Source organism: Enterobacter cloacae complex sp. IR5450, from assembly GCF_049238665.1.
Lineage (GTDB): Bacteria > Pseudomonadota > Gammaproteobacteria > Enterobacterales > Enterobacteriaceae > Enterobacter > Enterobacter hormaechei_C.
In genome coordinates this window covers 13,966-27,156 of the sequence record NZ_JBMKIC010000046.1, presented here as the reverse complement: position 1 = coordinate 27,156, position 13,191 = coordinate 13,966, and the positions used below count along the sequence as shown (strand labels likewise).

At 55.0% G+C, this 13,191-nt stretch carries 13 protein-coding genes; 6 read left to right on the top strand and 7 right to left on the bottom strand.

Annotated elements, in window-relative coordinates:
- Positions 1-130 precede the first annotated feature (130 nt).
- From ACOTYB_RS22680 to folD, 5 genes are all read right to left on the bottom strand, one after another.
- Positions 131-658 (bottom strand): metal-dependent hydrolase, encoded by a 528-nt coding sequence (locus ACOTYB_RS22680; RefSeq protein WP_022650519.1) that lies wholly within the window; start codon positions 656-658, stop codon positions 131-133.
- Between the two features lie 73 nt (positions 659-731).
- Positions 732-1,748, bottom strand: coding sequence for a Mal regulon transcriptional regulator MalI (malI, locus tag ACOTYB_RS22675; protein ID WP_022650520.1), 1,017 nt, complete (start codon positions 1,746-1,748; stop codon positions 732-734).
- Positions 1,749-1,831: 83 nt separating this feature from the next.
- Entirely contained in the window at positions 1,832-3,331 is a 1,500-nt protein-coding gene (locus ACOTYB_RS22670) for a PTS transporter subunit EIIC (protein ID WP_003858916.1), read from the bottom strand.
- Between the two features lie 233 nt (positions 3,332-3,564).
- Positions 3,565-3,777, bottom strand: a complete 213-nt coding sequence (gene ybcJ / locus ACOTYB_RS22665; protein ID WP_022650521.1) for a ribosome-associated protein YbcJ — start codon at positions 3,775-3,777, stop codon at positions 3,565-3,567.
- A 2-nt stretch (positions 3,778-3,779) separates the two neighbouring features.
- Positions 3,780-4,646, bottom strand: a complete 867-nt coding sequence (gene folD, locus ACOTYB_RS22660; protein ID WP_006809817.1) for a bifunctional methylenetetrahydrofolate dehydrogenase/methenyltetrahydrofolate cyclohydrolase FolD — start codon at positions 4,644-4,646, stop codon at positions 3,780-3,782.
- Between the two features lie 310 nt (positions 4,647-4,956).
- Here folD and fimA point away from each other — a divergent pair, with 310 nt between their 5' ends.
- From fimA to sfmF, 6 genes are all read left to right on the top strand, one after another.
- On the top strand, positions 4,957-5,520 hold the full coding sequence (gene fimA / locus ACOTYB_RS22655) for a type 1 fimbrial major subunit FimA (RefSeq protein WP_003858911.1): 564 nt from the start codon (positions 4,957-4,959) through the stop codon (positions 5,518-5,520).
- Positions 5,521-5,589: 69 nt separating this feature from the next.
- Positions 5,590-6,132 (top strand): type 1 fimbrial protein subunit FimI, encoded by a 543-nt coding sequence (gene fimI / locus ACOTYB_RS22650; protein WP_003858910.1) that lies wholly within the window; start codon positions 5,590-5,592, stop codon positions 6,130-6,132.
- 34 nt (positions 6,133-6,166) lie between these two features.
- Positions 6,167-6,859: a type 1 fimbria chaperone FimC gene (fimC, locus tag ACOTYB_RS22645; protein WP_022650522.1), complete on the top strand. Its 693-nt coding sequence runs from the start codon at positions 6,167-6,169 to the stop codon at positions 6,857-6,859.
- Positions 6,860-6,873: 14 nt separating this feature from the next.
- Complete coding sequence (locus ACOTYB_RS22640; protein WP_220316760.1) at positions 6,874-9,432, top strand: fimbrial biogenesis usher protein; 2,559 nt, start codon at positions 6,874-6,876, stop codon at positions 9,430-9,432.
- Positions 9,425-10,432, top strand: a complete 1,008-nt coding sequence (gene fimH / locus ACOTYB_RS22635) for a type 1 fimbria D-mannose specific adhesin FimH (RefSeq protein WP_126524777.1) — start codon at positions 9,425-9,427, stop codon at positions 10,430-10,432. Before ACOTYB_RS22640 ends, fimH begins: the two co-directional genes overlap by 8 nt.
- 9 nt (positions 10,433-10,441) lie before the next feature.
- Positions 10,442-10,963 carry a fimbria assembly protein gene (gene sfmF / locus ACOTYB_RS22630; protein ID WP_045343171.1) on the top strand — a complete coding sequence of 174 codons (522 nt, stop codon included), beginning with the start codon at positions 10,442-10,444 and terminating at the stop codon, positions 10,961-10,963.
- A 50-nt stretch (positions 10,964-11,013) separates the two neighbouring features.
- On the opposite strand, the gene fimZ is transcribed toward sfmF, so the two are convergent.
- Positions 11,014-11,646: a fimbria biosynthesis transcriptional regulator FimZ gene (gene fimZ / locus ACOTYB_RS22625; protein ID WP_220153623.1), complete on the bottom strand. Its 633-nt coding sequence runs from the start codon at positions 11,644-11,646 to the stop codon at positions 11,014-11,016.
- A gap of 809 nt (positions 11,647-12,455) precedes the next feature.
- Entirely contained in the window at positions 12,456-13,172 is a 717-nt protein-coding gene (locus ACOTYB_RS22620; RefSeq protein WP_022650524.1) for a helix-turn-helix transcriptional regulator, read from the bottom strand.
- Between the last annotated feature and the right edge of the window lie 19 nt (positions 13,173-13,191).

Below are 13,191 nucleotides of genomic sequence, written 5' to 3'. Positions count from 1 at the left end.
ATTTGTTAGCGCAACCAGTAGATCACACTTCATCGTGCTTTTCATTTTTCTGGGGAACCCTCAGCCCACAGGGAGAGGGAATTGTTAGGTTTTCTCCCTCTTTACGTGGGAGAGGGCCGGGGTGAGGGCATCAGCGCGCACGTTTTCTCCACCATAACATCCCCATCAGCACCATCCCCGGCAGCCACACCCACAGCAGTTCCGAGATAATGACCTCATGCCCGTATGGCGTGGTATAGCGCGACAGCGCAAACGGCGCGACTTTGATCACCTGCCACGGCGCAAAGAAGCGCTCATCTGACCAGGGCCACAGCCAGCCGACGCCTTTCCCGCCGGTGGTGATCGAATCCAGCAGGCTGTGCGACAGCAGCGACACGGTTAAAAACAGCCAGCAGCGCGTCAGGCTGGCCCTGAACCATCGTCGGCCTGCCAGCACGCAGAGTATCGGCACCACCAGGGCAAACAGTAGCGAATGAGTGAAACCGCGATGGCCGAAAATATTCCCGTAGGCAACACCGAATTTAAACGCCAGTACATCGGCATCGGGCAGCATGGCGAGGACGATCCCGGCAAACAGCAGGCGGGGTGGGATGACGTTGGTTCCGAGCCCTAAGCCCAGACACAGAGGTACGGCAGCGTGGGTGATAACGGTAGGCATTGCATTTATCCATGGCAAATCATGGAAATATAGCAGTCATCTCGCGCTAAAAGACCCATGCTAAATTCTGATTTTACGCCGATTCCCGCGCGATAAGCTGCCCGGAGAGGGTTATGCGCTGCGTTTGCAGGTCCGGCTCTTTCAGCCTGCGGATCATCAGCCCTGCCGCCTGGCGGCCGGTCTCTTCGCTGGCAGACGAAACGTAAGTCAGTGACGGCGACGTGAGATTAACGTGGAGCATATCTTCAAAACCAATCAGCGCCACCTGCTGGGTTAAAAACACGTCTTTACCCACCGTGCGCCCCACCTGGTGAATACCTGAGATCGAACCGATCATCGCGTCCGGTGAATGGCAGAGCAGGGCGGTAATCGTATTGTTCTTCTCCAGCAGCTGGCGGGTCGCCATGGCCGCCGCCTGCGTGTCATCGGTACAGGCGGGAGAATATTCCTCACGCCAGATCAGACCGTTCTGCGTCATCGCGCTGCGAAAACCGAGCAGGCGCTGCTCGCGGATACGGCACCCGTCGCGCCCGCCAATATAGGCGATGGTGCGGTGCCCGCGTTCGATAAGATAACGCGCGGCCAGGTTCGCCGCCTGGCGGTTATCGCGCATCACCAGATTGCATTTCTCTTCCAGCAACGACTGCGAAACCGCCACAAGCGGCAGCGGGCAGTGGCGAATGTGTTCCGGGAGAGAGGCGGTGCGGGTGTCCGACGCCAGGTAGATGACGCCCGCCACGCCCTGCTGCTTAAACGAGAGCAGGGTACGCTCAAGATGTTCGCCGTCATTCAGCGGCTGACCGAGAAAAACCATATAACCCTGCTTCTCCAGCTCCTGAACGATGCTCGCCATCACCTTGATGGAAAAGCTGTCGCTGAAGTCGCGCAGGATCAGGCCGATTAAGTTGGAGGTGTTGGCGCGAAGATTGGCAGCGGCGACGTTATGAACATAGCCCAGCGTTGTGATGGCGGCATTGACCTTCCCGATCGTCGCCTCTGAGATCTTCCCTTTCTGGCGCAGCACCAGCGAAACGGTAGAAACCGACACGCCCGCATGCTTTGCGACATCAATGATGCTGACTTTCTTCAAAACCGCTCCCTGAAATTTACCGATTATCAGCCAGATAAGAGGCGACCCCCAGCGTACAGGAGACGCCTCCTTCAGGCATCTTATTATTTGCCAATCATCGTGGACATCGTCTGGGCGATAAACTGTGCTCTGGCCCCGAAAATCACCTGTATCCCGTTATCGCCCACGAACACCACGCCGCGCGCGCCAAGCCCATTCAGCCCGTCCCGGTCCACCGCTTCGCTCTTCGCCACTTCCAGACGCAGACGCGTGATGCAGGAGCCGACGGAATCAATGTTCTGCGCACCGCCCAGCAGGCCGATGATTTCGGTGGCAAGTTCGGAATCGGACTTGTCATTCGCGCTGGCGGTCACTTCGGTGCGGCCCGGCGTTTTCACGTCGAAACGGCGGATCACGAAGCGGAAGGTGAAGTAGTAGATTAATGCCATCGGAATGCCGATGATAATGGCGCTCAGGAAGTTGGTCTGATAGCCGTTAAACGACGGCAGGATCCCGAACGACAGGTAGTCGATAAAGCCCGCCGAGAACGACTTGGCGATATGCGCATGCAGCAGGTACATGGTCATGTACGCCAGGCCTGCCATGATGGCGTTGAAGACGTAAAGGATCGGCGCCACGAAGATAAAGGTGAACTCTACCGGCTCGGTGATGCCCGTCAGGAAGCAGGTGAGGGCGGCGGAGAAGAGAATACCGGCCGCGATTTTCTTATTCTTCGTGTGCGCTTCGTGGTACATCGCCAGACACGCCGCGGGCAGTGCGAACAGCATCAGCGGGAACTCGCCCTGCATGAATTTCCCGGCGTTCTGGTAGGTGTCGCTGCTGAAGGATTTCACTCCCTCTTCCAGCATCTTGAACCAGATGGTCTGGTCGCCGTGGATCACCTGACCCGCCTGGGTAGTGTAATCCCCGAACGAATACCAGAAGGAGGGATACCAGATGTGGTGCAGGCCGAGCGGGATCAGCGCGCGCTCCACCAGCCCGAAGATAAAGGTCGAGGCCGCCTGGTTATCGCCGTTCACCACCACGGACAGGGCGTCGATGCCGGACTGAATATGCTGCCAGACGTACGGCAGCAGCAGGCCGAGCAGGAACGACAGAAACGCCGTCGCAATCGCCACAAAGCGCTTGCCGGAGAAGAAGCCGAGGAATTCCGGCAGCTGCATGGTGTGGAAGCGGTTGTAACACCAGGCCGCAAGAATACCGCAGATCAGGCCGCCAAAGACGCCCATCTGTAACGTCGGAATGCCGACGACCATGGCGTATTTCCCGCCCTGGGAGGCCATTTCCGGCGTAATGCTCAGCACGGTGCTGATGGTGATGTTAGTGACAAACACGGAGACCGCCGCAGAGAGAGCGGCAATGCCGGATTCCGAAGCCAGTCCGACGGCAGAGCCGATGGCGAAGAGCATTGGCAGGTTATCAAAGATAACCCCGCCTGCGTTCATCATCAGCGGCAAGTGGAACTTATCGCCGAAGGCCAGCAACAGGCCCGCAGCGGGAAGCAGTGAAATTGGCAGCATTAAGGCGCGACCAATCATCGATAACTTAGACAGCGATTTAACAAACCCTGATATCAGGCTCATGCTGATTTCCCCCGAGTAGCGCTTTTTTTGCGCTGTTATTGTAAGTAGAACGTTTTAGTAGAACGTTCTACTTATCGTGGGGAAAGTCTGAAAATCGCGCAACTTAAATTTCACATTTCGCCAGAGGGAATAGTGATTATTTGAAGTTGATCGATAATTAACCGTGATGGGTGTGAGGGGATGTTTATCCCCTCTCCCTGTGGGAGAGGGTTAGGGTGAGGGCATCAGACAGCTCAGGCCGTCACGGTCACGCTCTGACCTGCGAAGCTCACGGTCTGACCCGCGACAATTTTGCAGCGCTTGCGGGTTTCCACCGCGCCGTCTACTGTTACCTGCCCGTCGGCGATGACGATTTTCGCCTGCGCGCCGCTTTCGCTCCAGCCTTCCAGCTTCAGCAGATCGCACAGCTCAACGTGCGGGTGTTTACCTAAAGAAAAAGTTGCCATGATTACGCGTCCTCTACGTCGTGATACTCCTCGCACGCCTGCAAGGTATTCTGAATCAGTGTTGCTACCGTCATCGGGCCAACGCCGCCCGGGACCGGAGTAATATAGGATGCGCGCGCTGCGGCATCTTCATACACCACGTCGCCGACCACTTTGCCGTTTTCCAGACGGTTAATACCCACGTCCACGACGATTGCGCCCTCTTTGATCCACTCGCCCGGAATAAAGCCCGGCTTGCCGACCGCAACGATCAGCAGATCGGCGTTTTCGACGTGATGACGCAGGTTTTTGGTGAAGCGGTGGGTGACGGTGGTGGTGCAGCCCGCCAGCAGCAGCTCCATGCTCATCGGACGGCCCACGATGTTGGAGGCGCCAATCACCACGGCGTTCAGGCCATAGGTATCGATGTTATAACGCTCCAGCAGCGTCACGATGCCGCGCGGGGTGCATGGACGCAGGCGCGGCGCGCGCTGGCACAGGCGGCCTACGTTATACGGATGGAAACCGTCAACGTCTTTGTCCGGCGCGATACGCTCCAGCACCTTCACGTTGTCGATGCCCGCAGGCAGCGGCAGCTGAACCAGGATGCCGTCGATCTCTTTATCGGCATTCAGGGTGTCGATCAGTTCCAGCAGTTCCGCTTCGCTGGTGGTTTCCGGCAGATCGTAAGAGCGGGAGACGAACCCCACCTCTTCACACGCTTTGCGTTTGCTGCCGACATAAATTTGCGAAGCCGGGTTGCTGCCAACCAGCACAACGGCCAGCCCGGGGGCGCGAAATCCGGCGGCTTTACGCGCCTTCACTTTTTCCGCAACCTCAGAGCGCACCTGCTGCGCAATCGTTTTACCGTCAATAATCTTTGCTGCCATCAGAGAGAAGATTCCGTCTGTAACGTTAGAAAGGGGGGATTGCCTGTATTTTGTCAGAAGCGAGCGCCGCTGTCAGTCACCCTTTACGAGATTTCATCGATGTCCCGTAAAATCCCTTCTCAGGGCATGGTCAATTTCTTAGAGGTGATTAGGATGTGACCTGGCTAAATGGCAGCGTTTTGACATATTACAAAATAGATTCCTGAGCTACTTTGTCCTCTCCGAAATAAGCCTTCAATTTTTTAATTGAACGTATTTCTTATTCCCGAATATGCGCGGGAAGGGTTATTTACATTTTAAAGGAATAGACATGAAACTCAGCAACATTGCTTCTACTGTTATTGCAACTCTGGCCCTGGTCGCGGGTGCCGCTCACGCAGAAGATCCGGTAGCGCCTGTATCTGTAAACGGTGGTACGGTGCATTTTAAAGGTGAATTAGTGAATGCCGCGTGTTCAGTGAATACTGACTCTTCAGAGCAGACGGTTAATCTTGGCCAGTACCGTACCGCGAAATTCACTAAAGTGGGTGACACCACCTCCAATATTCCGTTCACCATCGAACTGAACGACTGCGATCCTGCGGTAGCGAAAACCGCTGCTGTCGCGTTTACCGGCCAGATCGACGCCACCGACAAAACGCTGCTGGCGGTAAGCTCCGGTAACAACGACAACTCCGCGAAGGGCGTAGGTATTGAGATCCTCGACAGCAAATCCTCCACGCTGACCCCGGACGGTGCAACCTTCTCTGCGGCGCAGAACCTGATTGAAGGGACTAACACCCTGAACTTCACCGCGCGCTACAAAGCCACGGCGGCGACCACCGAGCCAGGCCAGGCAAACGCGGACGCAACATTCGTAATGAAATACGAGTAATGCCTGAGTACAGGGATGTGGCTGGCCTCAGGGAAGAGGACTTTTGATCGCCTATACCGGGAGCGAAGGATGACAAGGACTGGGATACTGCTGTGCGCCCTTGCGATTGCCCCAGCGGTAAACGCACATACCGTGGTTATTGACGGCGGCAAAGTACACCTCAGGGGAGAGCTGGTTAACGGCGGCTGCGCCGTGGCTCCGGACAGCCAGAATATGCGCGTGGATATGGGGCAATACCGCACAAACGCCTTTTCCGGCGTCGGCAGCTTTTCCACGGTTAATGTGCCGTTCACCGTACGTCTGCTGGATTGCAGCGTGGACGTCTCCCGCACCGTGGGGATCCAGTTCCAGGGAGTGACACCGGCAGAAGACCCGCAGGTTTTCCTGGCGACATCGCGGCCGGGGGAAAATGCGGTCAGCAGTGGTGTCGGGCTGGCGCTTTTTGACGAACAGCAACGTCAGATCATCCCGAACGCGACGGCGGTGAGCTGGTTACCCATTAACACCCGCGAGCTGGTATTTCATTTCAGCGCCCGCTACCGGGCAATTTCCGAACACCTTGTACCAGGCACTATTCAGTCGAATGTCTGGTTTACGTTGATTTATCCCTGACGCCTGCGAACTAATTATTAAAGGTACGGTTGTGATGAACACCCTGATTAAACCTGGACTGTTTTTATCTTTTATTTTGATGATGGTTTCTGCCAGCGCGAATGCGTCCGGCGGAATTGCGCTGGGCGCGACGCGCGTTATTTATCCGGCCGATGCCAAACAAACGTCGCTGGCGATCACCAACAGCAATAAGCAAGAGCGCTATTTAATTAACGCGTGGATAGAAAATGCCAACGGGCAAAAGGAAAAAACCTTTGCCGTCACGCCGCCGCTGTTTGTCAGCGAGCCGGCCAGCGAAAACACCCTGCGCATTATCTACGCAGGCCCGGCGCTGCCTGCCGATCGCGAATCGCTCTTTTACATGAACGTCAAAGCGATTCCCTCCGTCAGCAAAAAACATCAGGACGGCAACAACGTCCTACAACTGGCTATTCTGTCACGTATCAAGCTGTTTGTTCGCCCGGCTAACCTGGCGATGCCGCCGGAAGAGGCGCTCTCACAGCTGCGCTTTGAGCGCGTCGGCAACCATCTTAAGGTGAGTAATGCCTCACCGTATTACGTCACGCTGGTCAATCTGAAGCTCGGCGGACAGACGCTGGATAACCTGATGGTTGCTCCTAAAAGCTCGGCGCAGCAGGTGCTGCCTGCCGCTACGAGCGGCACGCTCTCCTGGCAGAGTGTGAATGACTATGGCGCCATTACGCCGGCGCGTAGCGTCAGCCTGTGAGCAGAGACAGGGCGATGAACACTCAATGGCGTTACTGCCCGGTTGCGCTGGCACTGATGGCAACGCTCTGGCCACTCGCTGGCTGGGGCGAAAGCTACTTTAACCCGGCGTTTCTCTCCGATGACACGGCGAACGTCGCGGATTTGTCGCGTTTTGAAAAAGGCCACCAGCAGGCACCGGGCGTCTATCGCGTCGATATCTGGCGTAACGATGAGTTTATCGGCACGCAGGACGTGCGGTTTGAGCAAGCTGACAACACGCCGCCGGTCGCAGGCGGTTTGTCGCCGTGCATTACGCGCGCGATGCTCGATCGCTTTGGCGTTAATATCGCCGCCTTCCCGGAACTGAGCAACGTGCAGGGCGATACCTGCGTTCCGCTCACAACGGCTATTCCGGGCAGCGAAACGGCGTTCAACTTCGCCTCGTTGCGCCTGAACGTCAGCCTGCCTCAGGTGGCGATGCAAAACAGCGCCCGCGGATATATTCCGCCTGAACAGTGGGATGAAGGCATCCCTGCCGCGCTGCTGAACTACAGCTTTACCGGCAACCGGGGCAGCGACGACGACAGCTACTATCTGAACCTGCAAAGCGGGTTGAACTATGGCGCCTGGCGATTACGCAATAACGGCGCGTGGCGTTATACCGAAAGCAACGGCCAGCGGCACAGCAGCTGGCAAAATATTGGTACCTGGGCGCAGCGTACGATCATCCCGCTGAAAAGCGAGCTGGTGCTTGGCGACAGCAACACCGGTAACGATGTCTTCGACAGCGTCGGTTTTCGCGGTGGTCGCCTCTATTCGTCCGACAGTATGTACCCGGACAGTCTGCAAGGTTACGCGCCTACCGTGCGCGGAATCGCCCGCACCCCTGCCAAAGTGGTGATCCGCCAGAACGGATACGTGATTTACCAGAGCTATGTGCAGCCGGGGGCTTTTGCGATAACTGATCTTAACCCGACCTCCTCAAGCGGTGACCTGGAGGTGACGGTGGAAGAGAAGGACGGCAGCCAGCAGCGCTACACCGTCCCGTATTCCACCGTTCCGCTGCTCCAGCGTGAAGGACGCTGGAAATACGATCTGGTGGCAGGGGACTATCGCAGCGGCAAAAGCGAGCAGGACACGCCGTTCTTTACTCAGGGTACGATGATTGCGGGTCTTGCCGACGGCTACACGCTGTACGGCGGAACGCAGCTGGCCTCGCGCTATACCGCCATCGCCATTGGCGCGGGTAAAAACCTCGGTGACTGGGGGGCGGTTTCACTTGATCTCACCCATGCTCGCAGCCAGCTTGCCGATGATAGCCGCCATGAAGGGCAGTCCCTGCGGTTCCTGTACGCAAAATCCCTTAACGGATTCGGTACCAACTTCCAGCTGCTGGGCTATCGCTACTCGACCAAAGGCTTCTACACCCTCGACGATGTGGCCTGGCGCACAATGGAAGGCTACCAGTATGGCGACGATCAGGACGATGACGGCGTGCCGGACGTGCAGAGCTATCACAACCTGACGCTGAATAAAAAAGGGCGTTTCCAGCTCAATATCTCCCAGTCTCTTGGCGATTACGGCTCGGTGTACGTGTCGGGCAGCCAGCAAAGTTACTGGGGCACCAGCGAATCCAACGTCTGGTATCAGCTCGGCTACGCGGGCGGGGTGAAAGGGGTCAGCTACGCCTTATCCTGGTCGTGGAACAAGGCCGTCGGCATTGATGGAACCGACCGGATCGCCTCGTTCAACGTCTCCGTCCCGTTCAGCCTGTTCACCCGTCACGGCTACCGTCGCGATAACGCGATCGACCGGGCCTATGCCACGGCCTCTGCCAGCCGTAACAGCGACGGTGATACCAGCTGGCAGACCGGGATCAGCGGAACGCTGCTAAAAGATCGTAACCTGAACTACAGCGTTACGCAGGGCCACACCAGCAATAACGGTGCCAGCGGCAGCGCCAGCGCTAACTGGCAGGCAACGTACGGTACGCTGGGCGTGGGCTACAACTACACGCGGGATCAGCACGACCTCAACTGGCAGCTTTCCGGCGGCGTGGTAGGGCATTCAGACGGCATCACATTCAGTCAGCCGCTGGGCGATACCAACGTCTTGATCAAAGCGCCGGGCGCGTCAGGCGTGAGCGTCGAAAACCAGACCGGCGTCAAAACAGACTGGCGTGGCTATGCGGTGATGCCGTACGCCACGGTGTACCGTTACAACCGCGTGGCGCTCGACACCAACACCATGAGCAACAACACCGACATTGAAAATAACGTTTCCAGCGTCGTGCCGACGAACGGTGCGCTGGTGCGCGCCAGTTTTGACACCCGCATCGGCGTGCGCGCGTTGCTCACCGTTAAGCGTGATAACCAGCCTGTGCCGTTTGGGGCGGTGGTGCGTGAGACGCAGAGCGGCGTAACCAGTATGGTGGGAGATGACGGTCAGATTTACCTGAGCGGGCTGCCACTGAGCGGGGAGCTGCTGATTCAGTGGGGAGACGGGAAGCAGTCCCAGTGTCGTGCGCCCTACAGCCTGCCAGAACAGAGCCTGCAACAGGCGATCACACTTAAGGGGATCCGCTGTGAATAAAATCCATTATCTGGGGCTATCCCTGCTGGCATTTTTGCCGCTATCTCAGGCGTTCGCCACCGTCTGCGTCAATGAAAATGGCGTGCCGACGGAGGTGTATTACGACCTGACGGATAAATTCAACAGCTCCAATAACCAGGTGGGGCAGATTGTCACACTCAGCGAGAAGTCTCAGTGGGTGGGTGTTAACGCCGTCTGTCCTAAGGGAACGTCCGGGAACACCACCAAGCGCAGCTATGTTACCGATTTCCCGGTCACGGGCACCAGCGATGGTTACCAGTATCTGAAGCTTAACGACTATTTGGACGGAGCGATGAAAATCACCGACAGCTACGCTGGCACCTTCTATCCACCCAGAAAGTACATTCAGATGGGGAGCCATCCGAACGTGTCTAAAAACAAACCGTTTGGTGTACAGGATTCCAGCCTCGTCTTCCGGCTTAAGGTGACCCGACGCTTTATTAATATGGTGGTGATCCCCCGGGAGACCATGTTCCGGGTTTACGTCACCACGACCTCCTCGGATCCGCTCACCACGCCGGTTTATACCATCAGCTACAGCGGGACCATTCAGGTGCCTCAGAGCTGTGAAATTAATGCCGGGAATGTGGTGGAGTTCGATTTCGGAGACATCGGCGCCTCCCTGTTCAGTAAAGCGGGCATCGGGAATAAGCCGGAGGGGATCTCAGCGCAAAGCAAAACCATCGGCATAAAATGCACCAACGTCGAGGCGAACGCCATGCTCACGATGCGTGTTGAAGCGGAGAAGGTTTCAGGCAGTACGCTGGTTTCCGATAACGCGGATGTGGGTTTTGTGATTGCCAACAGTAATGGCGTGCCGCTGACGCCCAACAACCTGACCAGCAAAATCCCGTTCCGTCTGGACGACAGCGCTCAGGCACAGGTGGGGATCCGCGCGTGGCCCGTCAGCGTGACCGGTAAAAAACCTGCCGAGGGGCGTTTTACCTCTCGCGGCTATTTACGCGTCGACTACGACTAAGGAGCAGATATGCGAAACGGAATACGGTATTTAGCCGTCGCGCTCTTTGCGCTTTGCTCCCCTGCACACGCAGAAACGGCGCTTGGGGAAATTAACATTCAGCTCTCCGGCAATATCGTGGATTTTACCTGCGTGGCGGAGGGGGACGACAGCAATAAAACCGTCACGCTCGGCACCTGGCCCACGAAACAGCTCCGCACAACGGGGAGCCGGACGCAACCTGTGCCGTTCACCCTGAAGCTGACCGGATGCCCGTCGGGGGCAGCTTCGGTCACATTTACGGGGAAGATGGACGGGCATGATAACAGCCTGCTGGCGCTGAATGATGCCAGCGCGGCCAGCAACGTGGCCGTGGAGATCCTTGACCGGGATAAAACGCGCCTCGCGTTGCAGCAGGCCAGCCAGACGGTGGCGGTGGATGCGCAGGGAAATGCAGAACTGTCGTTTTATGCCAATTATATCGCCACGGCGGATAATCCGCAGCCGGGCCGGGCTGACGCCGATGCAACGTTCATGATCAATTATAATTAATCGTATCCACTCTCCCTGTGACGATTATATGTTGCAGGGAGAGAGAGGGATTACAGTAATTCGTGTGCTTTCGCGTAATCAATTAATCCAACGATACTTTGCACGCCCAGCTTGGAAAAGATATTAGACTTATGGGCACTAATTGTTTTGTTGCTAAGTAATAATTGATCCGCAATCTCCTTATTAGATAATCCGTTCGCCAGATATCTCAGAACCGTCACTTCACGATTCGATAATGGCATATCCACAGCGGCGCCCGTCCGCGACCCCAGATGGTTTATAAAACTTAATGTTTCTGAAGGGAAGAAAGAATAGCCCGTCAGTATCATTTCCACCGCGTTATAAATTTCCCCCAGATCTTTTCGCTTACTGACAAAACCATTTGCCCCGGCGCGGATGGCGCGTCCTGCGTAGAAGGCTTCAGATTTTGAAGAGAGGAAAAGAACCTTAATGTCTTTATTTAAGTTCCTGATTCTTTTCAGTAATACGAACCCATCCGTGCCCGTCATTTCAATATCGAGAATGACCAGGTCAATGGGGTGGTTGCGTATACAGTCAAGCACTTCGTGGCTGTCGCCTGACTTCAGTTTGACCTGGATGTTTTTATTTTTCTGTAGCAGGACTTCTATCGACATTCTGACGATAGGGTGTTCGTCCATAATGATAACGGATGCCGGTTTCATTTTTTATGCCTCAGATTGTTAAAAGCGTTATGCTGAGTTTTGTTAAAACTCTCGAAAAGCCGGAAGGATAATTGCGCAGATCCTTGTACGGTAAATGTCCCTGGGAAGAGCGAAAGCATCCTTGTTTACGTAGTGGTGATATCAATGCCTCAGCGCAGTTATCTCATAAGGCTGGTTATGGCAAAATGATTTTTCTTATTCGCGTGTCAAACACGTCTTATTATACCGTTTAAGTATTGTCCGAAAAGCCTGTAAATTAATATCCATATATTGCTGATTATTATGTTCTGGATCTGAATCACTAACTTTTTAAAATTAGCAAAAATGTCCTGATATTGCATTTACCACACACTTTCATCTTTATGTAATAACAAAAAATAAACGATTTTACTGTATGTTAAATGAATGTTAACAGTGAGCGGGCTGTGACAACCAGCATCCCGCCTGCCCGCCATCCCTGAAATCCGCCATTTCGTGCGTCATCTCTCCGTTTCAAACGTCTCCTGGCAAATTGCCGTTCCCAACAACAGAACAGCACTATCTGCTGTTTTCTTCACCTCTCATCGCATTCTTTTACAGGTAAATCGCTTGTTTTTACACCATTATCATCCTGTTAACGGAAGCGCCAGAACCTTAACGCATGGATAAAATCACTCTCGTTGAGCGTACCAGCAGCATTTCGCATGGTTTAAGGCCAGGAATTAGGAATAGTTATAAAATCGAAAGTTTTGTTAAAAAACACAAAAATTTAACATGTTTCCTAAGTAATTTCCTAAAGGTCTTTAGGAATTAAGAAGTTACTGAATACGTTAATACGTGAAATCTGAGAGGTTGTTGAGAAGATGTAGCAACTCATGACGATGATTCAGTCCAAGTTTCGCCAGGATGCAGCTGAGACGGTAAATAATGCGGCTATATGGGCGGTTCTGTAACTGCGCGATCTGACGCAAGGAGCTACCCTGTGACAGCGCCTGTAAGATCGGCCATTCATCCCGTGAAAACCACTCTTTGCGGTTGCCGGCGGGTGCCGGTGCTTCCAGCAAGGTTTGTTGCATAGCCAACGCCGTAAGCTGGCGTTCAAGCACATGAAAAGGGCCAGCCGCTTTACAAAACAGGCGAGCATCATAATCATCGGCGCGGACGAGCAGGTAGGGTGTCAGGTAGGGGGCGAACAGGCTGTGGCGGCGTAATCGGTCCAGCAGGTCAATGAGCGGCGAGGCGCGGCTTTCAATGTCAACTACCAGACGCGATGAAGGCCAGTGATTTAAATCACTGAGAGCGGCATCAAGCGTGGAATAGTCGCAGCAATTGCTCAGGGGCGACTGCCCGCTCAGAAAACCGGAACGGAAATAATTATCCTGTGTGACCAGAATGATAAAGGGAGCATCGGTTTTGCGGGTCTGGTTGATTGACTGGCTCAAATATTCGAGACGATCAAAAAATGGGAGAGCAAAAGGCGAGTGCGTAGAACCCAGTGAATCACTTCCTGTCCGACGACGCCGGTAACGGCGTACTGTCATTCGCATAGCTTCCCTCTTGGCGATG

What these genes read in the sequence shown, in the direction of transcription:
- ACOTYB_RS22680 (WP_022650519.1), bottom strand. Translation starts at nt 658, where the DNA reads ATGCCTACCGTTATCACCCACGCTGCCGTACCTCTGTGTCTGGGCTTA.
- ACOTYB_RS22670 (WP_003858916.1), bottom strand. Translation starts at nt 3,331, where the DNA reads ATGAGCCTGATATCAGGGTTTGTTAAATCGCTGTCTAAGTTATCGATG.
- ybcJ (WP_022650521.1), bottom strand. Translation starts at nt 3,777, where the DNA reads ATGGCAACTTTTTCTTTAGGTAAACACCCGCACGTTGAGCTGTGCGAT.
- folD (WP_006809817.1), bottom strand. Translation starts at nt 4,646, where the DNA reads ATGGCAGCAAAGATTATTGACGGTAAAACGATTGCGCAGCAGGTGCGC.
- fimA (WP_003858911.1), top strand. Translation starts at nt 4,957, where the DNA reads ATGAAACTCAGCAACATTGCTTCTACTGTTATTGCAACTCTGGCCCTG.
- fimI (WP_003858910.1), top strand. Translation starts at nt 5,590, where the DNA reads ATGACAAGGACTGGGATACTGCTGTGCGCCCTTGCGATTGCCCCAGCG.
- fimC (WP_022650522.1), top strand. Translation starts at nt 6,167, where the DNA reads ATGAACACCCTGATTAAACCTGGACTGTTTTTATCTTTTATTTTGATG.
- ACOTYB_RS22640 (WP_220316760.1), top strand. Translation starts at nt 6,874, where the DNA reads ATGAACACTCAATGGCGTTACTGCCCGGTTGCGCTGGCACTGATGGCA.
- sfmF (WP_045343171.1), top strand. Translation starts at nt 10,442, where the DNA reads ATGCGAAACGGAATACGGTATTTAGCCGTCGCGCTCTTTGCGCTTTGC.
- fimZ (WP_220153623.1), bottom strand. Translation starts at nt 11,646, where the DNA reads ATGAAACCGGCATCCGTTATCATTATGGACGAACACCCTATCGTCAGA.
- ACOTYB_RS22620 (WP_022650524.1), bottom strand. Translation starts at nt 13,172, where the DNA reads ATGCGAATGACAGTACGCCGTTACCGGCGTCGTCGGACAGGAAGTGAT.